This window comes from Candidatus Woesearchaeota archaeon, assembly GCA_030651135.1.
GTDB lineage: Archaea > Nanobdellota > Nanobdellia > Woesearchaeales > JACPBO01 > JACPBO01.
Genome location: JAUSCS010000006.1, coordinates 175,895 through 197,926, shown reverse-complemented (window position 1 = coordinate 197,926; position 22,032 = coordinate 175,895). Strand labels below are relative to the sequence as shown.

The window sequence follows — 22,032 nt, the reverse complement described above, 5'->3', positions numbered from 1 at the left end:
AATGAAAAATGTATTCGGAAATAAAACAATTTTGGTTACCGGAGCAGTCGGCTCAATCGGAAAAGAGCTTGTCAGGCAGCTCCTTAGATTCAGTCCAAGGTATGTAAGGCTTTTTGACCAGGATGAAAGCGGGCTTTTTGACCTGCAGCACGAGCTAAATAATCCAAAATTAAGGTTCTTTGTCGGCAACATAAGGGAAAAAGACAGGCTTAAGGTTGCAATGGAAAACGTTGATGTTGTGTTTCATTGCGCAGCTCTAAAGCATGTCATGTCCTGTGAATACAATCCATTGGAAGCTGTAAAAACAAATGTATTGGGTGTGCAGAACATAATCGAAACAGCGCTTGAATGCAATGTTGAAAAAGTGATATTTACGAGCAGCGACAAGGCTGCAAGCCCGGACAACACAATGGGTGCTACAAAATTACTTGGAGAGAGACTATTCACAAGCGCCAACTTTTATCGTGGCGCAAAAAGGACAATCTTTGCCTCTGTGAGATTCGGCAATGTCATTGGCTCAAACGGCTCCGTTATCCCCCTGTTCAAAAATCAGATCAAGGAAGGCGGCCCTCTCACATTGACTGATGTCAATATGACGAGATTCATAATGACGATAGATGGAGCAGTAAGGCTCGTCATGAAATGCGCAGAGCTTGCAAAAGGCGGCGAAATATTTGTCCTGAAAATGCCTTCTATGAGAATAAAAGATATTGCCGAAGTCATGATATCAGAACTGGCAGGAAACAGGAAAATCCAGATCAAATTAATCGGGCCAAAGCCTGGTGAAACATTGTATGAGGAATTGATGACTGATGAAGAGGCAAGGCAGATCATAGAATTGGAGGACATGTTTGTTTTGCTTCCAAAGATAATACAGAAAGAATTGGACATAAACTTCACAAAACATTATCCGAAGCCAAAGGCAATAAGCGAAAGCCTGTACGTTTCAAACAAAGCGCAGTTGATCGGCAAAGAAGAAATAAAAGTCATGCTCCTGAAAGAAGGTATACTTTAAAATGGCAGAAGTGCTTTTAATAGACCCGCCATTCCCGGAAAGGCCATGGGACATAAATTGGCTGACACTGTTTCCGCCAAAAGGCCTGTTATATATAGCTGCCTTTCTAAGGGGCAATGGGGTTGATGTTGAAGTTCTTGACACAAAAAAGATGCAGTTTGAAAGGCCCTCTTTATTGAGGCGCTCTATAGAAGAGATATGCGTTGTTGTTAAAAACAAAATAAAAAGAAAAAATCCAAAAATTGTCGGCATAACATCATCAACACTTTCCTATCTTCCTGCTTTAAGAATCGCAAAAGCTGTAAAAGAAGCTTCTCCAGAGACAATTGTTGTGATAGGCGGTATACATGTGACTCACACACCAGAAGACACTCTGAAAAATGATTTCATTGATGTTGCTGCAAGAGGCGAAGGCGAAAAAACAATGCTTGAGCTGGCAAAAGGGATGTCATTTGACAAAATAAAAGGGATTTCTTACAGGAAAAATAAAAAAATAATAAATAACCCTGACAGAGAAATACTGAAAGAAAATGAAATACCTGTTCCGGCTTATGATCTTGTTGATATGCGCGATTATTCTTATGTTGTGCTGATGTGCACACGCGGCTGCCCTCATAAATGCAGCTATTGCGAGGTTCCTTATACACATGGCTGCGGAATAAGGTACAGGCCTTATGAAAAGATCGAGAAAGAACTTGAACTTGCTTTTTCTTTAAATCCAAAGCTTGAAATAAGACTCGAAGATGAGTTCCTTGGCTTAAATATGCAGAGGGCAGAAGAAATATTAAATATGATCAAAAAGAAAAATGTATTGCCGTTCAGGACTGCAACAAGGCCTGATGGCGTGAATGACAAAGTGCTGCAATTGCTGAAAAAGGCGAACTGCAGCAACCTTTATATTGGAATGGAATCCGGCTCTGATGAGGTTTTGAAGTTCAACAGCAGAGGGATGACTGTAAAGAAGATACTTGAAATAGCCGAAACATTCAAAAGAAACGAAATGCTGTTCCACTCTGGATTCATGCTTGGCCTGCCTGGCGAAACTATGGAAACAATGAAACAGACTCTGGCAGTTGCAAAAAAATGCTGCGATGCAACTTTTTCTACTGTTAAGAAGAATTTTGATGATCTGCTTGATCTGATGCCCTTTAAGCTTATTGTTGAAAATTCCCGCGCTGAATTCAATCTTCTTGCTCCAAATCCCGGGACACCTCTGGCAAAAAATCCTGAAAAATATAATTTCAAGATATTGCACAAAAACTGGGAATTATATGACTGCAATACGATTGTTGGCCTGCCAAATGGCCTGACAGCAGATGACATTCTCAAATTTAAAGAACATGCTTTCAGTGAAATAAAAAAACAGATGGCCAGCTATGGCTTGCCTGTTAATTGGTGGGATATAGGATACAAAGGGTAAAGGATCAGAATGAATGCTTTAGTAACTGGCGGCGCAGGGTTTATTGGAAGATGGGTTGTAAAGGCTTTGCTGGACAAAAAAATAAATGTATTTGCATTGGATAATCTTTCAAATGGAAGAAAAGAAAACCTTGATGAATTCAAAGAAAATGAAAATTTTAAAGGTTTAATTGTCGGAGATATAAAAAATAAAAAAATCCTATCTGAAATTTTCAAAAACAAAATTGATGTCTGCCTTCATCTTGCTGCAAGCATAAACATACATGACAGCATAGTTGATCCTGAAGCAACTGTGCAGAACAATGTGTTCGGGACATTAAATGTGCTTGAAGAAGCAAGAAAAAGCAAAACAAAGGTTGTTTTCATGAGCTCCGCCCATGTCTATAGCGAGGCAAAAGGCAGGGCTATTGATGAAGAGCATCCGACAAAAGCAAGCTCGCCATATTCTGCCTCAAAAATAGCCGGGGAGAATTTAGCATCATCTTATTGGAATGCGTATGGGCTTCCAGTTGCAATAGTAAGGCCGTTTACAGCTTATGGCCCATATCAAAAAGGCAATTCAGAGGGAGGGGTTACGAGCATATTTACACAGCGCTGCATCGAAGGAAAAAAATTGGAAGTTTATGGAAACGGCTCTCAAACGCGTGATTTGTTTTATGTTGAAGACTGCGCTGATTTCATCGTTAGGGCTGCATTGTCTGAAAAAGCAAATGGCGAAATATTTAATGCAGGATCCGGAAAGGACATATCAATGAAGGAACTTGCGCTTTTTATCTGCAAAGATTCTGGCAAATTGGCTTTTGCCAAGCACCCGCATCCTCAGTCTGAAGTTGGCAAAATGGTGTGCGATTATTCAAAGGCCAAAAGGATTCTGGGTTGGGAGCCAACAACATCTTTGGAGAAAGGACTGGAGCTTACAAAGGAATGGCTGAAGCAAAGTAAATGAAAAAATACCACAGGATAACCAGGCAGATTGTGTTTTCTTATTTCGTAAGGGTCTTGATTTTCATATTTGCACCTTTGCTGGCTGTTTTATTGACGAGAAATTTAAGTGTTGAGCAGTATGGCATTTACTCGCTGCTTTCAATAATCGTCCTCGTGTCCGCAACACTTCTTGACCTTGGGCTTTTCCAGTTTATAATGACTAAATTAAGCGGAGCGAAAATCAAAGCAAGAACAGTGAGTTTTTTTTCAATAGTTATTTTTGATATCATCTTTATTATTGCTGTGCTGCTGATTTTCATATTAACCCCGCTTGAAAAAATCTTCCTTTATTCATTGAATTTAAGCGCTTATGCAATAGAATTCAGAATATGCCTTTTAATTGTTTTTTTCAGCATAATTGTAAAGCTTTATACCGCATACCTTACTGCGGACAAAAGGCTCGAGCTTGCAAATTTTTACGAGTTCATATCATCAAGCTTCTGGGCGGTGATTCTTCTTTTTGCATTTTTGCTGTTTAAAAGACTGGATCTGCAGATTGTGCTTTACTCATGGCTTCTGGGATTCTTCATAAGCCTTGTGCTTTATTTTATATCTACCAGAAAAGACCTTGCATATTTCATTAAATCAAAAACAAGATTTGACAGAAATGCTGTAAAAAAAGCCCTTCATTTCAGCATGCCCCTTGTAGTTGTGCATGTCGGAAGCTGGCTGTTGACTGTTGTTGACAGGTTTGTGCTGAATAATTATTGGGGGGCAGAAAGCGTTGGCCTGTACAGCCTGCCATATTCGCTGTTAAGCATAACTTATATTTTTGCTGCAACCACTGCAAACATAATTTATCCCTACTTTGCTGAAGCATGGCATAAGAAAACAAATCACGGCATATTATTCAATGCATCCCTGAAATACGGCCTTGTTGTGCTCATTCCTTCCCTGCTGCTGTTTCTTGCATTGAAAACCCAGATCATAACATTGATTTCCGGGCAAAAATACATCCAGTCTGCGAATATTGTGCCGTGGCTGGCTCTTGTGCCTTTTCTTTCATTTTTGGTTTATCTGCTTTATCAGTTTTCAATAACATCTGACAGAACAAAAGCGGCAGGAGTCGTCTATGTTCTTGGATTGCTGTTGAATATAGCTCTGAACATATTGCTTGTTCCCAAATACAGCTTTTACGGATCTGCTGCTGCTGCGGTTGCAAGCTATCTGTTAATCTTGATCAGTTTGCTCTTCATATGCGGAAAAGATCTAGTGATAAACTACAAGTTTATAAGGGTGTGGAGGATAGTTGCTGCATCATTGATTATGGCAATCATTGTTTATCTTATAAATCCGCAAGCTGCATTAATGAAGATTTTAGCTATTGTTTTGGGAATGGCACTGTATGTTGCTTTGATTTTCTTGTTTAAGGTATTTGTAGGAGAAGAGTTAAAAATAATGATGCATTTCTTGAAGAAATTAAGGCTGCCTAGGTAAATAAATATAAACATCTCCCTCGAATCTTATGCCTTCTATCTTTTCTTTCAAATAATAATTCTTTTCAATTGCTTCCTGCATTGCGGGCCTGTATTTGTCTATGATCGCCCTGGCTCTTGCTGTCTGGTTGCCGAAGAACCAGTCTGTAAGAACTACTGCCCCTGCTTTTTTTGAGCTCAGATAGTCAAGAAGCATATCAGCATTTGCTACATTGTATTCTTTGGCTTTCTCAGTGCTCCACGTGGGGAAGAAGCTATAATAAAAGCGCTCCATGCCAGGCATAACCATTCTGTCGGCTGCAGCTGCATAAAGCGGCGTGAAAGTAAATATTTTATCCTCTTCTGCGGTGTATTGTTTTATTTTTTCTGAAACTAGTTTTGCCTGGTAAACATCACTTATTCTGTATGTTGTGTTCTGGCTGAAGTTTATTGCAGGCCTTTCCTGTATGAGGGGTGAGAGAAGTATTAAAATAAAAAGCAGCATCTTTAGAGTTTTCAATATAGTTGCATCTTCAATCTTTGACAGAAATCTTGAAATTACAACTCCCGAGAATATACACATTAAAGGATAAATGTAATTGGTATAATGCGGCGGAAGATAAACCGCATAAATATAGCCGGCCTCAACCAAAACAAATGTTCCGAAAACAAGAAGCAGAATTGGATTCTTTTGCATGAATTTCTTGATCCTTATTTCTTTGTTTTTTACTTTAACTACAAAGAAGATTATCGCAGCTAATGCCACGACAATCGGTATGAAGAAATCCCTTGTCGTGTCTAGTATAAAATCCAGATAAAAAACTCCGAAATTTATGCCGAAGAACCTGTTTTTCACCAAAATTCCGAATTCCTCAAAAAACTTGTTTTGCGAGAAAGCCCATATAAGCGTGTCAAATATCAGTTGTTTCTTTGCAATCAATAAAAATGGGAAAATTACAATTAAAAAGTTCAGGATAAGAGACACTAGAGCTGCCAGCAGATTCTTTATGTTTTTAAGATGCTTAACAAGAACGTAAATCAAAAGCAAAATCAGTCCTGGAAAAATTACAATTCTTGTTTCTACTGCAAGCGCCATAAGAAAAACAGATGCAAAAATCTTGATCGGCTCTTTCAGCTTGGTTAGAAGAAGGTATATTGAAGACAAAGCAAGGAATATCGAAAGAGTGTAAGTCATCATTGCAGTAAAATTATAGACGCTTACAAGGCTGAAGCTTATGAGCGCAACTGAAATCAGGGCTGAAACCTCGCCTCCCAGTTTTTTTGAAATCTTATAAACCATAAAAAGCATTAAAATCCCAAAAAACAAGGAAGTCAGCCTTCCTGTAATCAGGCTTTGCCCGAAAATAAGCTGCGGGATTGAATAAACATAAGGCATTATTGGGCCGTGCTGGTAGAAAAAATCCTCGTACAGAATCTGGCCTTTTGTCAAGGCAAATGCTGAATAAAGGTAAATCTGCTCATCAGTATGAATCCTGCCCAAAAAGACAAAAGCCAGGCCTAACGAGAAATACAGCAAAAAACAGATGATTGTCAAAATCTTGGCTGTGCTTGCTTTTTTGCTTGTTGGCATGTTCATTTTCCTCATCCATCTTTATAAATTTAAATACTTTCCTATTGTTTTGAATTCGTATTTGCTTTTTTTGCACCACAAGATATAATTTTCCAGCATATTGATGCATTTATCTCCGGTATTGTTTTTTATCAAGAAAGGCAGTTTAAATTTTTTCAGGTTTATGAAATCCCAGGGATGAAAAAAGAGGTTTATGAAATTAACATCGGCGAATGAAATTAAGGTACAAAATTTTGCATAAGTTAAGCCAAGATTCCTGAACCATAGCCATGAAAAAGGCAGCCTTATCAGGGGTGTTGTTGACAATGGGATCGAAACAATGTTGTTTTTGATTGTAATCTTTCTTGTTTTAAAAAAATAATTATACCTGCCGGGGATGTATGTTGGGTGTATGGAACTGTCATATTTGATTCCGCATTCTTGGAGAACTGAATAAGCCGGCGGCATCATTCGCGGCGCCCTGAAGCCAAGAATTCGTGTTCCTGTTATTTTTTCAATCTCTTGTTTTCCTTTTTTTAGGTAATAAAGCGCCTCTTTTTCGCTCATTTTTTTATAATTATGCTCGTGAAGATAACCGTGAAGCGCTATTTCGTGGCCTTCTTTTTTTATCTGTTTTATCAAATTTTTATTTTTTAATGCAAAATATGCCGTTGCAAAGAAAGTTGCCATGATTTTGTGCTTTTTTAACAGCACAATCATTTTTTTAACTCCTTCTGCCGGTATTTTGCTCATGTCTTCTTTAGATATGTTCAAGCCAAATTCTTTTGGAAGGTCAAATTCCTCAACATCGAATGTAAGCAGTATTGTTTTCATTTTGCAAAAACCAGGTATTTTATCAAACAAAAGCTTGAAAGCCCCTCTTTCCTCAGCTTGTAGCCTTTGCTGAAAAGAAAATTTTTTATTTCCAAATCATCAACTGCATCATGAATGCCTTCATCGTCAAATGTTGTTTTCGGATGCAATGTTCTCCTGACTATCTTCCATACTTTTTCAACAACTTCTATGTAAAACTTTGAAGGAAATGCCAAAATCAGGAGCCCGCCTTTCTTTAAATGTTTGTTGAGGTTTTCAAGCACAGCCAATCTCTCTTTTTTCTTGAAATGCTCTATCACATCCAAGCAAGTTACAACATCAAACTTTTTATTAAGATTGAAATTTCTTAAATCTTTTTTATAGAAATTCCTGCTTTTGCATTTTTTGGATGCAAAATCTATGCATTCCTCCCTTATATCTACGCCGCATATATCGCATTTCTTTTTTTGCTTTAACAGATATAATAAAACACCCGATCCGCAGCCTGCATCAAGTATAGATGATTTTTCAGGAACAAGCGAGAGTATTTTGTCTATTTTCGGCTTATGAAAATAATGCGTAGGATCCAGCTTTGAAAAATATGCCTTGTAATAATAATCTGCTTCTTGGTTTACTTTTTTCATCTTACTCATTTTATCTTAAATATAGTCTAAAAATAATTTGAATTTCTTGAATGTTAAAATCGGATGTTTTATGAGCTTCAAAAATACTCTGAATACGTAAGACGGCCTAAAATAAAACTGAGCAAATGCCTTGTTTTTTATTTCTTCCAGTTCGGCAGGCGTAAAATTCAAAGTAAAGCTTTTAGGGAACTTTTCCTTGAAATGGCTCTTAAATTCACGGTATATTGCTGTATTCGGGTATGGCGTTAAAATCTGGAATGTTGCATAGTCAAGGGGAAGCTGTTTCGCCAAATTTATAGTTTCATTAATTGATTTTTCAGTGTCATCAGGCAGGCCTATTATGAAGAACCCTGCTGTTTCAATCCCCGCTTTGTTTGACAAACTTATGCCCCTCCTGATTTTTTCCACACTGATGTTCTTTCTTATCCTTTTTAGCACTTCATCAGAGCCAGATTCTATGCCGAAGCACAAAAGCCTGCAGCCAGATTTTTTCATCAGCTTTAAAGTCTCAAGATCTATGGTGTCTGCTCTTGTCTGGCACGCCCATCTTATTTTTAAATTATTTTTAATTATCGCCTTGCACAGATCGTCTGTTCTTTTTTTGTTTAATGTTAACTCAGAATCATGAAAAAATATATTTCTCACCTTGAATTTATTCACAGTGTAATTTAACTCAGAAATTACATGGCTTATGCTCTTCATTCTGTAATTGCTTGAAACCATGTCCTTGAAGCAGAAAGTGCATTGGTAAGGACAGCCCCTTGATGTTTCAAGAACAGCTGTTGGCTTTCCCAAGAATTGATACTCATACTTCTTCATCGGAAGCTGCTCAAATGCCGGGAAAAGTTTGTCTATATCCGCATATTCATCTTTTTTCTTTGATTTTATGTATTTGCCATTATGTTTCCACATTACAGATGGAACATCCTCTTTTCTTTTGAAGCAGAGATCAACAGCCTTCATTTCAGGCTCGCCAACTATTAAAGCATCAACATAACCTGAATTCAGAAAATATTCCGGGTCAATGCTCACATGCGGGCCAAAAAGGTAGATCTTTGATTGCGAGTTAATTTCTCTTAATGCCTTTAAGTATGGCATCACATGATCAAAATGAAGAACAGGGCACTGCCATTTGTCATAAGGCGCTGTTGCAACAAATATTATATCGCTGTCTTTGGCTCTTAAAGCTGCATTTTTTGGCGGTAGTTCTTCAATGTTTCCGTCAATAATTTTTACATTAACGCCCTTTTTCTGCAGAAGATTCGCTATATAAGAAAGCTCTAGCGGAGGCCTTCTGTAGTTATAAATAAGCTGCTCTCCTTCTTTCCTGCCATGCGTGGCTGATCCGACATATGGATTTATTAATGCTACTTTCATCTTGACTGCGCTATTTTTATGAGGTTTTTAAACATAGGGGGCATGTATTTGAGGCTGAACCTGCTGCCTGCAATAAATCTGCTTGGGATGAATATTTCTTTTACTTTGAAGTTATTTTGTTTTAATCGATATAACAATTCAACATCGAATTCAAATCCTTTTGTGATGAACCCCTTCTTGCTTATTTTTTCATAAGCTCTCTTTTTTAAAAATTTAGCTCCTGCCTGCGTATCATAAAAATCAAGCCCAAGCAGCAATCTTACAAGCAGATTCCATCCCCTGCTGAAGAGCTTTCTTAAAAACGGCTCGTCAACATTAAAAAATGATTGGCCCTTCCATTTTGAAGCAATTATGCAGTCATAACCTTTAAAATATGCCATCGCCTTTTTTATTTCTTTCAGATCAAAGGCATCATCCGCATCCAAAAATCCCATGATGTCTTTTTTGGCAATCTTAAGGCCCTCTATTATTGCGCCGCCTTTGCCCAGCTTTTTTTTAAAAACAAGGATTTTCAGACTTTTATATTTTCTTTTTAAGCCCTTTAAAACATAAACTGTTTTATCTGTGCTGCCATTTGAAACAACAATGAGCTCAAGATCATCGCGAAAAGCGCCATATACTGAGTTTATCGTTTTTTCAATTCTTTTCTCCTCGTTATACGCGGGTATGATGATGGATAATGACATGAATTGTAAAAGCCAGCAGCACTTTAAAAACATTTCTAAGTTTTGCTTTTTCCCCCTTGTTCCTTCTCCCTCAGCAATGTAGTTGCCCTATACAAGGAATCAAATGTTCCTGCATCGCTCCAGAAGCCTTTTAAGATTGAGAAGGTCATTGAGCTGTTTTTTATGTATTCGTTGTTCACATCTGTTATTTCAAGTTCGCCTCTTCGCGATGGCTTAAGATTTTTTATAATATTGAAAACCCCTGCATCATACATGTACAGCCCTGTAACAGCGTAATTTGTTTTTGGAGCTTTTGGCTTTTCTTCTATTGAGACTATCTTGTCACCCTTGATTTCAGCAACTCCGAAGCGCTGCGGATCAGGCACTTCTTTCAAGAATACCTTTGCTCCATTAAACCCGCTAGCAAAATCTTCAACATCTTTCCTTATATTGTCTTCGAAGATATTGTCACCCAGTATCACAACAAACTTTTCTTTATCAACAAAAGTTTCTGCCAAAGACAATGCCTGTGCTATTCCTCCTGCTTCATCCTGTATTTCATAGCTTAATCTGGCTCCAAATTCTTTTCCGCTTCCGAGCAGCCTCAGGAAATCTCCGGCATGCTCTGTCCCGGAAATAATTAATATTTCCTTTATTCCTGCGCTAATTAATGTCTGCAGCGGATAATAGATCATTGGCTTGTTATGCACAGGCAATAAATGCTTGTTAGTTACCTTAGTGCAAGGATACATCCTTGATCCTGTTCCGCCAGCCAAAATAATTCCTTTAACCATTTTTTTCAGCCTCCAGATAATATTTTAAAGCATCCTGCCAAGGCCTCATCTTTGAAATGCCATATTTTTCAAGATTCCTGTTTATCAAAATCGAATATGCCGGCCTTTTTGCCGTACTTTTAAACTCCGAGCTTGTTGTTGGCTCTATTGGCGTTCTTATTTCTTTGATTTCCAAAATCTTTTTTGCAAAATCAAACCAGCTGCAGCTGCCGCTGTTAGTTACATGATAAATGCCAAAAATCCCTTTTTCTACAATTTCCTTTATTTTTTCAGCCAAATCGCCAGTGTAAGTTGGATTTCCAATCTGGTCTGTTACAACAGACAGCTCAGGCCTTTCTGATGCAAGCCTTACTATTGTATCAACAAAATTCTTGCCATTTGGGCCGTAAAGCCAGGCTGTCCTTATTAAAAAGAATTTTTTTGTGTTTTTCATTAAAAGATCTTCACCCAATGCTTTTGACTGGCCATAAACATTGATCGGGTTTTTTTTGTCTTCTTCCAAATAACCGCCTGATTTTTTTCCATCAAAAACATAGTCTGTGCTTATGTGGACTAATGGAGCATTAATTTTATTGCAGGCTTCTGCAATATAACCCACGGCATAGCCATTGACATTCATTGCTAGCTCTTTATTAGTTTCGCAGCCATCAACATCAGTATAAGCAGCAGCATTAATGACAAGTTCCGGTTTAAGATCAGCTACCTTTTTTATGACGTCCTCTCTTTTTGTTATGTCCAGCTCAGGCAGATCCCATTTTATCAGATCATCGCCTTTAAAAACATCAATTAGCTTAAATGCCAGCATTCCCCGTGAACCCAAAATAAGTGTTTTCATTTTATTTCATCCCATGCCTTTCCTTGTAATGCTGCTCATAATATTTCCTGAATTCGCCTGATTTTATCTTCTTCCACCACGCTGTATTTTCCTTGTACCATTTGACTGTTTCTTTCATTGCATTTTCAAAGCTGAACCTTGGATTCCATCCGAGCTTGTGAATCTTAGAGCATTCCAGAGCATATCGCTTATCATGGCCTGCCCTGTCTTTGACATATTCTATGAAAGACTCGTCTTTTCCAACTTCCTTTAAGATCATCTTTGTTATCTCGAGATTTGTCTTTTCATTTCCGCCGCCAATGTTGTAGATTTCCCCGATCTGGCCGTTATGAAGGACAAAATCTATTGCCTCGCAATTGTCGATGACATATATCCAGTCCCTTATATTGAGGCCTGTGCCATAAACAGGCACTTTCTTGTTTTCTATCAGGTTTGTGACAAATAGCGGGATCAGTTTTTCAGGGTATTGGTAAGGCCCGAAGTTATTTGAGCTTCTTGTGATTATGACTGGCAGATTGAATGTTACAAAATAAGAATGAACTAGCATCTCTGCGCCTGCCTTGCTTGCAGAATAAGGAGAGCTCGGCTTTAAAATGTCTGTTTCCCTGAAAGAGCCATTGTCAATGGAGCCGTACACTTCGTCTGTCGAGATCTGAATGAATTTTTTTATATTAAATTTTCTTGCTGCTTCCAATAAAATGTGCGTTCCAAAGATGTCTGTTTTGATAAAAGCATCAGGATCTCCAATAGAGCGGTCGACATGAGTTTCTGCTGCGAAGTTGATTATTGCATCGCAGTTCTTAACCAAAGTTTCAACAAGCTCTTTATCGCAGATATCTCCTTGAACGAATTTGTAGTTCGGGTTATTTTCAATATTTTTTAGATTATCCAAATTACCGGCGTATGTAAGTGTATCGAGGTTGATTATCTTGTAATCACCGTATTTATTCAAAATATGCCTTACAAAGTTAGATCCGATAAACCCTGCTCCGCCTGTAACAAGTAGTTTCATTTTAATCTTCTTTTAATGAACCCCAGTCAAAGTTTATTTTCTTGTCAAACGGATCAATCCTTTCTTCATCAGGATTTTCCCTGTTGTATGCTTTTGTAACATGATAGAAAAGCAGGCATGGCTCATCTGACAGCACCTTATAGCCATGGACAACTCCTACGGGGATTTTTACAAGCTTATAGTCGTCTGTTCCGGCATAAATTACCTGAGTTTGGCCTTTTGTTGGCGAGTTATCTCTTTGATCATACAAAACAATAGCTGCCTTCCCTGATGCAATAAACCACAGATCGTCCTGGTGCTTATGCCAATGAAATGCTTTTATTGTTCCTTTGTGTGCTATTGTAAAATTGCTTTGGCCGAAATGCGGCATTAGATTATCATCATCTCTCAGGATTTCCATGAAGATTCCTGGCTCAATGTCCTGCTTTAGATCAGGCTTGTCTTTCCACACTTTCAATTCCTTTATTTTCACGCCTTCTATCATGACCTTATACCCCCTCATATCGGCGCAAAGAACCATTTATAAATTTAGTGAATTTTAGGTTTATAACGAGTAATTCATTAAATTTAAATACCCTTAATAAATCTGAAACTTAGGTGGTATTATGAGATGCTTGATCACAGGAATAACCGGATTTGCAGGCAGCCATTTGGCTGAACTTCTATTAAGTAAAGGTCATGAAGTTTTCGGAACTTCAAGATGGAGAAGCAAGACTGAAAACATTGATCACATTAAAAACAAAATAAAGCTCATTGAAGCGGATATGCGGGATTCCCACAGCATGGATAAGGTGATCAAGGAAGCGCAGCCAGATTATATTTTTCACTTGGCTGCGCAGTCATTTGTGCAGGCATCCTGGGTTTCTCCAGCCGATACGATGGAAACAAATGTAATCGGCACAATAAATCTTCTTGAAGCTGTAAGGAGGGCAAACATTAATCCGACAATACAGCTTGCCTGTTCATCTGAAGAATACGGCGAGGTAAAGGAAGACGAAATCCCAATAAAAGAAACGCACCAGTTGAGGCCATTAAGCCCTTACGGAGTTTCCAAAGTTGCCGAAGATATGCTTGGCTATCAGTATTTTAAATCATACGGGTTGAAAATAATAAGGACGCGCGGCTTCAACCATACCGGCCCGAGAAGAGGCGAGGTATTTGTAACATCTAATTTTTCCAAGCAAATTGTAGAAATTGAAAAAGGCAAAAAAGAGCCAGTTATTTTTGTAGGAAATCTGACTGCAATAAGGGACTTCACAGATGTTCGCGACATGGTCAACGCCTATCTGCTTGCTGTTGAAAAAGGCATTCCGGGAGAAGTTTATAACATCTGCTCTGGAAAAGGCCATAAGATACAGGAAGTGCTGGATATTTTATTGAAATTTTCAGATATAAAGATAAAGGTGCAGCAGGATCCTGCAAGAATGAGGCCTAGCGATGTAATAATCCTTACTGGTGATAATTCTAAGTTCGTAAAGCAGACAGGGTGGAAGCAGACAATAGAATTCGAGCAGACATTGAAAGACCTTCTTAATTACTGGAGAGAAAGGGTTTAAGCATACCTTTCTCTTACCATCTCCAGCTCTTCAAATGTGCCTATGTCAAACCATTCGCCTGCAAAGGAATAACCATAAACATTCTCTTTTGCGTGGAGCCACTCAACTAATGATCCGGGCTTGTCAGGAAGGCTTTTCTCTTCCAGAAATTCTTTTATTCTGTATAGGCATCTTCTTGGATAAATATAAATGCATGTTGAGATCAGTGTTGATTCCGGCTCCTGCGGCTTTTCCTTGAAGCTTGTTATTTTGCTGTTTTTGTCTATTGAAACAACGCCGTACAGCTTTGCCCTTTCCTTTGTTTTTACATCATATAATGCTGTAACAGGCGCATTTTTTGTTTTGTAAAAATCAACCATTTTTCTTAAATCGAATTCAAACATATTATCGCTGCCTACCACAATAATATCGTCATCTATATTTTCACTATTTATTAAAAAATTCACATCACCTATTGCGCCTAAGCGGTCTTCATTCGAGTTTGTATTGTCATTCAGTATTTTTATTTGCTTTTTTGATTTATAAGTTTTTGACCATTCAGCGAATTGATTAAAAAACTTGTTATTAGTTATGATGTAAATTACATCAACATCATTTATCTGCTCTATCTTTTCAATAATGTAATTAAGCATTGGCCTGTTTCCTATAAGAAGCAGTGTTTTTGGCTTGTCTAATGTCAAAGGATAAAGCCTTGTTGCATAGCCTGCTGCAAGAATAATTGCTTTCATTTTTACCAGCATATTCCTTCGTAATTCTTTGGCTTTTTTCCATCAAAAACATTCTTGCCGTCTATCACGGGCTTGTTACCATAGCTGAGATCTTTGAATTCAGGCCATTCTGTCAAAATAAGCACAATATCTGCTTCATCAACCGCTTCCTGCGCTGTCTTTGTGTAATTCAGATGCGGGAAAATTCTTCTTACATTTTCCATGGCCATGGGATCGTAAAGATAAAGCTTTGGCTCTTCAATCAAAAGCTCTTTTATTATGCTTATTGCGGGGCTTTCCCTTATGTCATCAGTTCCAGCTTTAAATGTTAATCCTAAAATTGCGATTTTCTTGTTTTTTACATTGTGCTTTTCAATTATCTCCAATAACTTCAATGGCTGCTCTTTATTGACGTCTAATACTGCACTTAATAACCTTGGATGATAGCCGTGCTCTGTTGCCTTGTAAATCAAAGCAACAACATCTTTCGGAAAACATGATCCTCCAAACCCAATTCCCGATCTTAAGAAATACGGATTGATTCTTTTATCAAAGCCAATCCCTTTTGCAACAATATTCGTGTCTATGCCTATTTTTTTGCAGACATTGCCTATCTCGTTTATGAAGGAAATTTTTGTTGCCAAAAAAGCATTGCTTGCGTATTTTATCATTTCAGCTTCTCTGAATGATGTTTCTAATATTGGGCATTTGAAATTCCTGTAAAGCTGCTTTAATGTTTTAATTGACTTTTTGTCTGCGCTGCCTATTACAATTCTGTCTGGAGCAAAGAAATCATCCAATGCAGAGCCTTCTTTCAAAAACTCAGGGTTCATTGCAACGCCAAAATCCTTTCCGAATTTCTTTCCAGAATATTTTTCTAAAAGCGGGATGACTGTTTTTTCGCATGTTTCCGGAACAACTGTGCTTTTTATGACAATAAGATGCTTGTCTTTCTTGTTTTTCAGGATTTTTCCAATTTCCATTGAAACAGTTTCTAATTGGTTTAGAATAATGCTGCCTTCTTTTTTTGAAGGCGTTCCGACGCAGATGAATGTTATTTTTGTATTATTAATTGCTTTTTTCAGGTCTGTTGATGCTGTCAGACTTTTTGGGACAACTTCTCTCAACAATTCTTTCAGCCCTTTTTCGTATATGGGAGGATCTTTCCTGTTTATTTTATCCACTTTGTTTTGATCCACATCTACAAGGATTACTTTGCTGCCTAGTTTAGCCAGCCCTGCTCCCTGTATTAACCCAACATAGCCTGCTCCAATGATTGAAATGTCCATGCTTGCTTTGAAAACAGAGCTTCTTTAAATATCTTACCATTATCCTACTTTATGCGATAAATTTAAATATTAGGTGTGTTTTCTTTAATTTGTGAAAAAGAAAATAAGCATTACAATAAACGAAAAAACATTGAGAGAGATAGATTCCATAATTGACAACATATACATAAGGAACAGGAGCCAGGCAATGGAGTTTCTTGTGAACAGCTCTCTCGGGGAGAATAAAGTAGCGGTCATACTTGCCGGAGGCAGCGAAGAAGATCTGAAGATCGGCAAGGAATACAGGATGACTGCAAAGATCAATAGCAGCGCTGTTATTGAAATGGCGATTAAAAAATTAAAGGAGAATGGCTTTAAAACAATATTTTTTATTGCAAGGCACAATGTGATGAGCAGGGTTTTTGACCTTATAGGAGACGGAAGCTTATACGGCATGAAAATAAGCTATGTTGAGGAAAAAGAATCAAACGGAACTGCAGATTCCTTAAGGCTGCTGAAGGGCAAAATAAAGAATAATTTCCTTGTTGTTTACTCTGACATAATATTTGACAAAATCAACATTGAGGAATTGTGGAATGACCATTTAAGGCACAGAAGCATAGCAACGCTGATGCTGACAAGCTCGCCAATGCCTTCAAAGAAAGGGGTTGTGAGGATGGAAGGCGATAAAATCCTTGAATTTGTCCAGAAGCCGAGGCAGAGCGACATTTATATCGGATTTAGCTCAATATTTGCCGCAGAGCCGGAGATCATGGAATATGGCGGAGCAAGCCTTGAAAAGGATGTTTTCCCTGTCTTGGCTTTGAAAGGGCTGCTGCAGGGCCATTTAAGCAGCCAGAAAGAAACGCACATACACACGAAAAAGGATATTATTGGCTTTTTAAAATCGTAATAAAAAACGAAAGATTTATATATGGGTTGATATTATATGTATATCAATTGATATTAAAAAGGGATAAAAATGCAAACATTAAAACTTACTAAAGATGAGCTAATCGAAAAGAAAGACAGCAAAATATTAAGATATCCTAATTTGAATACTGTGTTGATGGTAGAAGATTTTCTTGAAAAACACAGAGATGCGCCTTTGCAGATTTCTGAACTGCGAAAGATGCTTCCCAGGCAGGTTATGCATCAAACTTTGAAGTTGATACTCGAATACCTTTGGAGAAGCGGAAAAATAATTTATGGGCCCAGAGGAGTTCAGTGGATTTATTCTAAGCCAGAGCATCTGAGAAGCATGATGGAAGGATCATTAGAGGTATAAATTGTTTGCAGGAAAAGAGGTCAGGATATTATTGAAATGGCAGGGAAAAGAAGCCTATCTTGCATTAAAGAAAAGAACTGATAAAGAAGCGCTGTCTATTTTGAATTCTTTTGAAAGGGTCAAGAATATTCTTAAAGACAATCCGCAATATGGCGATCCCATAAACAAAGAATTAATACCTGAAGAGCTTAAAAGAATGGGAATCCAGAACTTGTACCGGGTTGAGCTGTCAAATTATTGGAGAATGCTGTATACTATCGAAGGGAACACTGTCGAGATCTTTCTTTTTGTTTTAAATATAGTTGATCATAAGCAGTACAATAAGCTGTTTGGGTATAAGGATCGTTAGGGTGATTTTGAAGAACACAAGAGAAAAACTTATAAATAAACGGGTATTTCTCCATATTGGACGGTCATAGGGGCTTGGATCACTGAAACTCATCTCGAACTTCACCGTTAAGCAAGCCACCGTTTCTGGGTGTACTGTGCTCATACATGGGAAACCAGGAAAGCTGTCCAAACTTTTTTTATTCTTTCAAGTATTTGCTGTGCACTTTCAAATATCTCCTTGCAAAATAATTGAAAAAGCCATCTTCGCCTTTTTGCAATGCCTTATAGTAAGATCTTCTCTTTTTATACTCAATTATGAGCATAGGGCAGCCGTTATGCCATAAAATATAGTTCATTATAAGCCTGCCAATCCTTCCGTTCCCATCTCCGAATGGGTGTATTTTCTCAAACTTATAGTGCATTCTTGCTGCCAGCTCAACTGCATTCATTCCTTCGTTTCTATTATAGAATTTAACAAAATCCCCCATTAAATGCCTTACATCCTGCCAGTCTGGAGCAAGGTAGGCAGCCACCCTGACAAGATAATCGCGAAATCTTCCGGCGATGTCCTGTTTTGTGCCTTGAAATAGCTCTTTGTGCCATTTCAAAATAAGCCGAATGGAAAAATTTTCTCTTTTTTTAAGTATGCCCAAAAAAAGCTTTACATGCGATTCAGTTTCTTTTACCTCCCTCATCGGCTTATTCGGGGCTATCTTATGCTCTACCAATTCGCTTGTTTCCTCAAGCGTTATTGTTGAGCCTTCAATGGCATTTGTGTTGTATGTGAAAGCTATCGCAATCTGCTCCTCTACTTTCTCTTTTATCGACTCAGGGTATCTTCGCCATTCTTTCTGAAACCCCTTTTTTATTTTTTCAAAAAGCCCGAACAGGCCGCTCTCATAGCACTCCTCAAGAAAAACCCTCTTTAGCTCTTCTATGTTTTCAGGTATGCCCTTGCCGAGATATTTTTCTTTTGTCACCACCCTGCCTTTTATCCTGAAGGAATGCTGCAGATAATAGTATTCTTTTTTGCCAGCTCTCCGTTTTAACACTCTCATACGGATCATTACCATTACAAACTATTTAAATTTTTGCTTTTTGAGTGATTTGTAATGGTATGTTTTTAAGGTTATAATATCTCTTTTTATTTCTTATCCATACAAAATTGAATCAAGGGACTTATATCTTATCAATTTATTTTTAAATCCTGCTTTTTGAAAATTATCTTTTTCCAGTATGGATTTAGCGTTTTCCAGAACTTCTCCACCCTTCCATGCTATGGCCTTGAAATCATACGCAGCCTCTTCGTAATGGACCAATAACCCTTTAATAATCTTCACAGCGAGGTCGCTTTTACCAGATTTCTGGGCAACCATGGCGGCTTTAAAAAAATCAGGCGGGACGTCATGTCCTAGATACTCCAGGTTAATATTTCCAATATAAATGAATGCAGCAATTCCAAGGTCAGTTTTGCCATCCAATATTGCCTCGGCTGCCAGTAACCCGATATTCTTATTGGTTCTTCTTATATAGGCATTATTTAACTGATCTGTAAAATAACTTTGAGCGCTTTTTATTAATCCCCTTTTACATACCTCCTCAAATCTACTTCTAGCATCCTCCTTCTCTTCTTCAGTGCAGTTTATTCCATACTCTCGGTGCCGCTCGGCGTTCCATCCAAGACCGTCAATTTCATTTACAAACTTTTTGTATTTATCCGGTAATTTAGAATCTTTCCAGAGATACTCATAAAGCAATCTGATAGCCCTTGCTCTGGCAGTATCAGTATACAAATTGCCTAAAAAGCCATCAAAACGCTTTTCTCCGATTTCATCAAATACTAATGGTTTTCCTCCACATCCTGACATTTTGTTTACCTCCTCGTTTAAGGTCCGATGCGACCATTTTGTCAATCACAACTTATTTGTTGTTACTTATTAGTATACACCGACATATATATTAAACTTTCTTTGATATTTTGACCGATTTATAGAAAAATTTATATATAATAACAGATTATGGTAATAATAATGAATAAAATTAAACTGGACTTAACTGACCGCAAGATACTCTCGGAATTAGATAAAAACTGCAGGGTTGCTAATTCGATCTTGGCAAAAAAAGTAAATAAGTCAAGAGAAGCCGTAAAATATAGGATTCAACAGCTCCAAAATAAAGGTATTATTGAAAAATTTATTACATCAATTAACCCTAATAAATTGGGTTATTATATGTTTAAAGTATATCTTAAATTAGAAAATATCCCTGAAGAAAGAGAAAGATTCTTTGAGGAATTGAAGCATAATAAAGACATTTATTGGATGGGAATTTCAGATGGTGCTTTTGATTGTGTGTTCGCCATATTATCCAAAAGCATAACCGAGTATTATGGAAAAATTAACTTTCTATTATCGAAATGGGAACATTTAATTGTGAATAAAATACTCGGAATTATGGTTGATACTACACAATACAATAAAAGATTTTTCACTGATGATAAAAATGGACAATATGTTGTATTTGGCGGGAATGTTGTAGAAAATGAGATTGATGAATTAAATTATAAAATCCTCAACATCTTAGCAAACGATGCGAGAATTCCTATTGCAGAATTGGCAAGAAAAATCAATTCCACTATAGAGATTGTAAGAGGAAGAATTAAAAAATTAGAAGAAAAAGGAATAATTCTTAATTACAGAATAGCTGTAGACTTTAACAAACTAGGTTTGGAATTTTTCAAAGCAATTATTTATTTCAGAACTTTATCAGAAAAAGATGAAAGATCACTATTTGAATGGATGAGAACCAATCCAAATTCTTTATATTATATTAGAAGTTTGGCACCATGGGAAGTTGAATTTGAGTTTGCAGTTGAAAGTTACCAGCATTTTAATAAAATAATCAATGACTTGAGAAAAAGATTTCCTCACGTTATAAAAAATCACGAACATTTAATCATGATCTATGAAACATGGATGCCTGCTTATAAAGAAATGCTAAAAATTGAGTAACGCCCCACCTCGAATAAGATTCAATAAACCACTCAAATCTCCACCACAACCTCTCCTTTTGCTTCATTGATCTCTTTTATGATCTTGTTCCCTTTGGCCTTTTCCATGATCTCTTTCCAGGAATACTTTTCCCTTGCCTTGATCATTGCTTCAAGGATCTCCTTTACCTTTTGATAATTCTCATAAATGAACTCGCCCTTTTTCTGGTTCTCCTCAGCCTCTTTCTCCATTTCTTTGATCTGCGCTTCCTGCTTCTGTAAAAGTGTATTGAGCTTTTCCATATCCTTGTCTTTCTTTGAAGGCTTTATGGAGTCTATAATAAGGCCTTTAGTTATGACAGAGTCAATCGCCTCATTAAAGGCTTTAACTGGCTTCTGCTCAAAATCCCTGTATTTTTCAAGATCAAAAGGAACAATGTCAACAGGCATATTATCTTTATAGATTATTCTTGGCTCTGATTTTCTGGAAAATAGCTTCTTAAAATTTGAAAACAGCGCTTTCAGCTCATTTTCATCCAGTTCTTTCTTGTTTTTATCAATGTCTGACAATAAAAGGATCTCCTCAGAAAACAAGCCGCCCAAGCCAACATCTGCTGCAAGCGTTTTAACAATATCTTTCTCTGATTTTTTGACAATCTCCTTAAAGCTTTCAAAGCTCAAATCAAAAAAATCCTTTATATTCTTTGGAAATTCGTATTTCACACCGTGCTTTAAAATCCTGTCTTTAAACTCCCGGTTTTCAAGAACAGAGAGAATATTGTAATTTTCATCGCAGATTATTATGTTGCCTTTGCTGAACAATTCAACAATCAGTATTATTTTTCCTTCTTTCGCTTCAAACAAAAACTCCAGGATTCTTTCGGAATTCTTCTGTTTTATCATCTTTAACTTGGCGTTTTCAAGCCTTTTTCTTAAGAACTGGCAGAATCCGCTTATCTTCTCAGGGTTTTCTTTTTTCTCATCAGTCAGATAAATGAAACGCGGCAGCAAAATCCTTAATATCTTCCTTCCAAGCGAAGGAACATGGAACTGCAATATGACTTCATTGCCGTCAGGATGGTAGATCTGGTCTATTCTGCCATTTACCAAAACATCGAACTCTTCAACCAGATAATGCAGCTCCAAAGCAGATAATTCTGTTTTCATGGTTTTTTATACACCTGTATGCGCTTAAGCTCTTTTATTAGTTCTATTTTTCTCACTTTCAAATCACCGTAGTTATCATTTATGATAACCATATACTATCGAAAGTATATAAATCTCTTTCGGTTTGTTCTAAAATCGACCAGAGCAAATTATCAAAATTGATGAGTATCTAGAGTAAAAAATT

23 protein-coding genes and 1 rRNA gene are annotated in these 22,032 nt (G+C 37.3%); 10 read left to right on the top strand and 14 right to left on the bottom strand.

Translation table 11 applies throughout. The features are described 5' to 3' along the window. The first annotated feature begins 1 nt into the window (after position 1). From Q7J54_01290 to Q7J54_01275, 4 genes are read left to right on the top strand one after another with little or no spacing between them, the layout of a single operon-like run. Positions 2-1,015, top strand: a complete 1,014-nt coding sequence (locus tag Q7J54_01290; protein MDO8740188.1) for a polysaccharide biosynthesis protein — start codon at positions 2-4, stop codon at positions 1,013-1,015. 1 nt (position 1,016) lies between these two features. Continuing rightward, complete coding sequence (locus Q7J54_01285; GenBank protein ID MDO8740187.1) at positions 1,017-2,435, top strand: radical SAM protein; 1,419 nt, start codon at positions 1,017-1,019, stop codon at positions 2,433-2,435. Positions 2,436-2,444: 9 nt separating this feature from the next. Next, complete coding sequence (locus tag Q7J54_01280) at positions 2,445-3,380, top strand: SDR family NAD(P)-dependent oxidoreductase (GenBank protein MDO8740186.1); 936 nt, start codon at positions 2,445-2,447, stop codon at positions 3,378-3,380. Further along, on the top strand, positions 3,377-4,855 hold the full coding sequence (locus tag Q7J54_01275) for a lipopolysaccharide biosynthesis protein (GenBank protein ID MDO8740185.1): 1,479 nt from the start codon (positions 3,377-3,379) through the stop codon (positions 4,853-4,855). Before Q7J54_01280 ends, Q7J54_01275 begins: the two co-directional genes overlap by 4 nt. On the opposite strand, the gene Q7J54_01270 is transcribed toward Q7J54_01275, so the two are convergent. Genes Q7J54_01270 through Q7J54_01230 form a run of 9 tightly spaced genes read right to left on the bottom strand, consistent with a single transcriptional unit; the run spans position 4,838 to position 13,045 of the window. Continuing rightward, positions 4,838-6,430, bottom strand: coding sequence for a glycosyltransferase family 39 protein (locus Q7J54_01270; protein MDO8740184.1), 1,593 nt, complete (start codon positions 6,428-6,430; stop codon positions 4,838-4,840). The genes Q7J54_01275 and Q7J54_01270 overlap by 18 nt on opposite strands. A gap of 15 nt (positions 6,431-6,445) precedes the next feature. Beyond that, entirely contained in the window at positions 6,446-7,237 is a 792-nt protein-coding gene (locus Q7J54_01265) for a polysaccharide deacetylase family protein (GenBank protein MDO8740183.1), read from the bottom strand. Next, on the bottom strand, positions 7,234-7,869 hold the full coding sequence (locus Q7J54_01260; GenBank protein MDO8740182.1) for a class I SAM-dependent methyltransferase: 636 nt from the start codon (positions 7,867-7,869) through the stop codon (positions 7,234-7,236). Before Q7J54_01260 ends, Q7J54_01265 begins: the two co-directional genes overlap by 4 nt. A gap of 6 nt (positions 7,870-7,875) precedes the next feature. Next, entirely contained in the window at positions 7,876-9,237 is a 1,362-nt protein-coding gene (locus Q7J54_01255) for a radical SAM protein (GenBank protein MDO8740181.1), read from the bottom strand. Then, on the bottom strand, positions 9,234-9,923 hold the full coding sequence (locus Q7J54_01250; GenBank protein MDO8740180.1) for a glycosyltransferase: 690 nt from the start codon (positions 9,921-9,923) through the stop codon (positions 9,234-9,236). The genes Q7J54_01255 and Q7J54_01250 overlap by 4 nt, the downstream gene beginning before the upstream one ends. Positions 9,924-9,958: 35 nt before the next feature. Then, complete coding sequence (locus tag Q7J54_01245; protein ID MDO8740179.1) at positions 9,959-10,696, bottom strand: sugar phosphate nucleotidyltransferase; 738 nt, start codon at positions 10,694-10,696, stop codon at positions 9,959-9,961. Continuing rightward, the gene (rfbD, locus tag Q7J54_01240; GenBank protein MDO8740178.1) at positions 10,689-11,531 is read right to left on the bottom strand and encodes a dTDP-4-dehydrorhamnose reductase; all 843 of its coding nucleotides are present in this window, start codon (positions 11,529-11,531) and stop codon (positions 10,689-10,691) included. Before rfbD ends, Q7J54_01245 begins: the two co-directional genes overlap by 8 nt. A 1-nt stretch (position 11,532) precedes the next feature. Beyond that, the gene (rfbB, locus tag Q7J54_01235) at positions 11,533-12,543 is read right to left on the bottom strand and encodes a dTDP-glucose 4,6-dehydratase (GenBank protein MDO8740177.1); all 1,011 of its coding nucleotides are present in this window, start codon (positions 12,541-12,543) and stop codon (positions 11,533-11,535) included. 1 nt (position 12,544) lies between these two features. Next, positions 12,545-13,045, bottom strand: coding sequence for a dTDP-4-dehydrorhamnose 3,5-epimerase family protein (locus tag Q7J54_01230; GenBank protein MDO8740176.1), 501 nt, complete (start codon positions 13,043-13,045; stop codon positions 12,545-12,547). A 103-nt stretch (positions 13,046-13,148) separates the two neighbouring features. Here Q7J54_01230 and Q7J54_01225 point away from each other — a divergent pair, with 103 nt between their 5' ends. Then, on the top strand, positions 13,149-14,099 hold the full coding sequence (locus Q7J54_01225) for a GDP-mannose 4,6-dehydratase (GenBank protein MDO8740175.1): 951 nt from the start codon (positions 13,149-13,151) through the stop codon (positions 14,097-14,099). On the opposite strand, the gene Q7J54_01220 is transcribed toward Q7J54_01225, so the two are convergent. Together Q7J54_01220 and Q7J54_01215 are read right to left on the bottom strand one after the other, a co-directional pair. Then, entirely contained in the window at positions 14,096-14,827 is a 732-nt protein-coding gene (locus Q7J54_01220; GenBank protein ID MDO8740174.1) for a nucleotidyltransferase family protein, read from the bottom strand. The two genes, Q7J54_01225 and Q7J54_01220, sit on opposite strands and share 4 nt — an antisense overlap. A gap of 2 nt (positions 14,828-14,829) precedes the next feature. Beyond that, the gene (locus Q7J54_01215; GenBank protein ID MDO8740173.1) at positions 14,830-16,095 is read right to left on the bottom strand and encodes a UDP-glucose/GDP-mannose dehydrogenase family protein; all 1,266 of its coding nucleotides are present in this window, start codon (positions 16,093-16,095) and stop codon (positions 14,830-14,832) included. A 91-nt stretch (positions 16,096-16,186) separates the two neighbouring features. Here Q7J54_01215 and Q7J54_01210 point away from each other — a divergent pair, with 91 nt between their 5' ends. The 4 genes from Q7J54_01210 to rrf all read left to right on the top strand — a co-directional run bounded on the left by Q7J54_01210 (position 16,187) and on the right by rrf (position 17,883). Further along, a complete protein-coding gene (locus tag Q7J54_01210; GenBank protein MDO8740172.1) occupies positions 16,187-16,987 on the top strand; it encodes a sugar phosphate nucleotidyltransferase in 801 nt (266 codons plus the stop codon). Between the two features lie 69 nt (positions 16,988-17,056). Then, positions 17,057-17,362 carry a hypothetical protein gene (locus Q7J54_01205; GenBank protein ID MDO8740171.1) on the top strand — a complete coding sequence of 102 codons (306 nt, stop codon included), beginning with the start codon at positions 17,057-17,059 and terminating at the stop codon, positions 17,360-17,362. A gap of 1 nt (position 17,363) precedes the next feature. After that, positions 17,364-17,711 (top strand): hypothetical protein, encoded by a 348-nt coding sequence (locus Q7J54_01200; protein MDO8740170.1) that lies wholly within the window; start codon positions 17,364-17,366, stop codon positions 17,709-17,711. Positions 17,712-17,767: 56 nt separating this feature from the next. Continuing rightward, positions 17,768-17,883, top strand: a 5S ribosomal RNA gene (gene rrf, locus Q7J54_01195). 6 nt (positions 17,884-17,889) lie between these two features. Here rrf and Q7J54_01190 read toward each other — a convergent pair. Both Q7J54_01190 and Q7J54_01185 read right to left on the bottom strand, forming a co-directional pair. Continuing rightward, positions 17,890-18,750 (bottom strand): Fic family protein, encoded by an 861-nt coding sequence (locus Q7J54_01190; GenBank protein MDO8740169.1) that lies wholly within the window; start codon positions 18,748-18,750, stop codon positions 17,890-17,892. A gap of 93 nt (positions 18,751-18,843) precedes the next feature. Then, entirely contained in the window at positions 18,844-19,560 is a 717-nt protein-coding gene (locus Q7J54_01185; protein MDO8740168.1) for a hypothetical protein, read from the bottom strand. Positions 19,561-19,722: 162 nt separating this feature from the next. On the opposite strand from Q7J54_01185, the gene Q7J54_01180 reads away from it, so the two are divergent. After that, positions 19,723-20,703: a winged helix-turn-helix transcriptional regulator gene (locus Q7J54_01180; protein ID MDO8740167.1), complete on the top strand. Its 981-nt coding sequence runs from the start codon at positions 19,723-19,725 to the stop codon at positions 20,701-20,703. Positions 20,704-20,735: 32 nt separating this feature from the next. On the opposite strand, the gene Q7J54_01175 is transcribed toward Q7J54_01180, so the two are convergent. Further along, a complete protein-coding gene (locus tag Q7J54_01175; GenBank protein ID MDO8740166.1) occupies positions 20,736-21,848 on the bottom strand; it encodes an NFACT family protein in 1,113 nt (370 codons plus the stop codon). Between the last annotated feature and the right edge of the window lie 184 nt (positions 21,849-22,032).

Excerpts from the sequence above, each read along its gene's own strand:
- Q7J54_01220 (MDO8740174.1), bottom strand. The coding sequence starts at position 14,827 with ATGAAAGCAATTATTCTTGCAGCAGGCTATGCAACAAGGCTTTATCCT.
- Q7J54_01230 (MDO8740176.1), bottom strand. The coding sequence starts at position 13,045 with ATGAGGGGGTATAAGGTCATGATAGAAGGCGTGAAAATAAAGGAATTG.
- Q7J54_01270 (MDO8740184.1), bottom strand. The coding sequence starts at position 6,430 with ATGAACATGCCAACAAGCAAAAAAGCAAGCACAGCCAAGATTTTGACA.
- Q7J54_01175 (MDO8740166.1), bottom strand. The coding sequence starts at position 21,848 with ATGAAAACAGAATTATCTGCTTTGGAGCTGCATTATCTGGTTGAAGAG.
- Q7J54_01190 (MDO8740169.1), bottom strand. The coding sequence starts at position 18,750 with ATGAGAGTGTTAAAACGGAGAGCTGGCAAAAAAGAATACTATTATCTG.
- Q7J54_01225 (MDO8740175.1), top strand. The coding sequence starts at position 13,149 with ATGAGATGCTTGATCACAGGAATAACCGGATTTGCAGGCAGCCATTTG.
- Q7J54_01250 (MDO8740180.1), bottom strand. The coding sequence starts at position 9,923 with ATGTCATTATCCATCATCATACCCGCGTATAACGAGGAGAAAAGAATT.
- Q7J54_01280 (MDO8740186.1), top strand. The coding sequence starts at position 2,445 with ATGAATGCTTTAGTAACTGGCGGCGCAGGGTTTATTGGAAGATGGGTT.
- Q7J54_01245 (MDO8740179.1), bottom strand. The coding sequence starts at position 10,696 with ATGGTTAAAGGAATTATTTTGGCTGGCGGAACAGGATCAAGGATGTAT.
- rfbB (MDO8740177.1), bottom strand. The coding sequence starts at position 12,543 with ATGAAACTACTTGTTACAGGCGGAGCAGGGTTTATCGGATCTAACTTT.
- Q7J54_01215 (MDO8740173.1), bottom strand. The coding sequence starts at position 16,095 with ATGGACATTTCAATCATTGGAGCAGGCTATGTTGGGTTAATACAGGGA.
- Q7J54_01275 (MDO8740185.1), top strand. The coding sequence starts at position 3,377 with ATGAAAAAATACCACAGGATAACCAGGCAGATTGTGTTTTCTTATTTC.
- Q7J54_01265 (MDO8740183.1), bottom strand. The coding sequence starts at position 7,237 with ATGAAAACAATACTGCTTACATTCGATGTTGAGGAATTTGACCTTCCA.
- Q7J54_01180 (MDO8740167.1), top strand. The coding sequence starts at position 19,723 with ATGAATAAAATTAAACTGGACTTAACTGACCGCAAGATACTCTCGGAA.
- Q7J54_01205 (MDO8740171.1), top strand. The coding sequence starts at position 17,057 with ATGCAAACATTAAAACTTACTAAAGATGAGCTAATCGAAAAGAAAGAC.
- Q7J54_01260 (MDO8740182.1), bottom strand. The coding sequence starts at position 7,869 with ATGAGTAAGATGAAAAAAGTAAACCAAGAAGCAGATTATTATTACAAG.
- Q7J54_01255 (MDO8740181.1), bottom strand. The coding sequence starts at position 9,237 with ATGAAAGTAGCATTAATAAATCCATATGTCGGATCAGCCACGCATGGC.
- Q7J54_01290 (MDO8740188.1), top strand. The coding sequence starts at position 2 with ATGAAAAATGTATTCGGAAATAAAACAATTTTGGTTACCGGAGCAGTC.
- rfbD (MDO8740178.1), bottom strand. The coding sequence starts at position 11,531 with ATGAAAACACTTATTTTGGGTTCACGGGGAATGCTGGCATTTAAGCTA.
- Q7J54_01185 (MDO8740168.1), bottom strand. The coding sequence starts at position 19,560 with ATGTCAGGATGTGGAGGAAAACCATTAGTATTTGATGAAATCGGAGAA.
- Q7J54_01285 (MDO8740187.1), top strand. The coding sequence starts at position 1,017 with ATGGCAGAAGTGCTTTTAATAGACCCGCCATTCCCGGAAAGGCCATGG.